This is a genomic window from Daeguia caeni (genome assembly GCF_042653845.1).
Classification (GTDB): domain Bacteria; phylum Pseudomonadota; class Alphaproteobacteria; order Rhizobiales; family Rhizobiaceae; genus Brucella; species Brucella caeni.
In genome coordinates, this window is record NZ_JBHSEL010000008.1 from 1 (window position 1) to 1,551 (window position 1,551).

The window sequence follows — 1,551 nt, forward strand, 5'->3', positions numbered from 1 at the left end:
AGCGAACGCATCGACGGCATTGTCGCGATCTGCAACGCGCTTGGTCGGGCGCTGGCCCGTGACGTCAATGCCGGCCGCTCGGTCTATGAGACCCGCGGCATCCTGATGCTGTAAAGAGCTGACGAAAGAACCCAATGGCATTCTGGTCGAACTGGTTCGGCGGCGCAAAACCGCCGGCCGCATCTCCGCGCGCGTCGTTCCAGGATGCGGGTGGCGGGATCGTCATCACCACGGCGCAGCAGCTGGAAGAGGCGCTGCGCTCGGGAACGGTGACCGCCTCGGGGGCTGCGGTGACGCCCGACAGCGCCATGCGGGTGGCGGCCGTCTATGCCTGTGTGCGCATCATCTCGGGTGCTGTGGCGACATTGCCGCTGCACATCAAGCGCCGGGTGGATGAGCGCACCCGCGAAGACGCCTCCGACACGCCGATCTGGACGGTGCTGCGACGACGGCCGAACCGCTGGCAGACGCCGTCGCAGTTCCGCCGCATGCTGCAGGCGCATCTGCTTTTGCGCGGCAATGCCTACGCCATGATCGTGCGGTCACGCGGACTGGTGCAGGAACTGATCCCGCTCAATCCCGACCGGGTCGAGGTCAGGCAGACGGACGATCTGGCGCTGGAATACATCTACACCCGCCAGGACGGGCGGCGCATCCAGCTTGCTCAGCCGGAAGTGTTCCATCTGGTCGGGCTGACGCTGGATGGCGTGCATGGCGTGTCGGCGATTGCCTACGCCCGCGAGACCATCGGGCTGTCGCTGGCCATGGAAGACCATGGTGCAAGCACCTTCCGTAATGGCGCCCGTGTCAGCGGCGTATTGAAACATCCCAACAAGCTCGGGCCCGAGGCGGTCGCCAATCTCAAGGCCGGGCTCGAAGAGTTCCGCTCCGGCGGCGAGCAGGAGGGAAAGAACCTGATCCTCGAAGAGGGCATGGACTATGCCCGCATCGCCATGACGGCCGAGGATGCGCAGTGGATCGAGAGCCGCAAGTTCAGCCGCACCGACATTGCCATGTTCTTCGGTGTCCCGCCGCACATGATTGGCGACACGGAAAAGTCGACCAGCTGGGGCACGGGTATCGAGCAGCAATCGATCGGCTTCGTCGCCTGGACGCTCGAGGACCATCTGACCATGTGGGAAGAGGCGATCAACCGCGACCTGATCGGCGCGGAAGACGATCTCTACGCGCGCTTCAACCGGGCGGCTCTGGTCAAGGGCGACATCAAGGCGCGCTGGGAGGCTTACGTCAAAGGCCTGCAATGGGGCGTCTACAGCCCGAACGAAATCCGGGCGCTCGAAGACCAGAACCCGCGCGATGGGGGCGATGTCTTTTATCCGCCGCCCAACACGGCGGGAACGCCGATCACCGACGACAGCGATCACGACAGGTCGTCGCTCGAAGAGGACACTGACACATGAGCCTTCGCAAACTGCCCGAGGCGCAGGTCTTTGCGCGTCCGCGCAATTACCAGTGGGACGCACCCTCCGACGTGCTGACGAAATGGGCCGAGCATCCGCTTGCCGCTGCGCCCGATGCCGACGCCGACGC

The 1,551-nt window shown here is 64.9% G+C and carries 1 protein-coding gene; it reads left to right on the forward strand.

Annotation, left to right across the window (positions count from 1 at the left end; genetic code table 11):
* The first annotated feature begins 134 nt into the window (after positions 1-134).
* Positions 135-1,421 (forward strand): phage portal protein, encoded by a 1,287-nt coding sequence (locus ACFO1V_RS01075; protein WP_380075009.1) that lies wholly within the window; start codon positions 135-137, stop codon positions 1,419-1,421.
* Positions 1,422-1,551: the final 130 nt, after the last annotated feature.

What these genes read in the sequence shown, in the direction of transcription:
- ACFO1V_RS01075 (WP_380075009.1), top strand. Translation starts at nt 135, where the DNA reads ATGGCATTCTGGTCGAACTGGTTCGGCGGCGCAAAACCGCCGGCCGCA.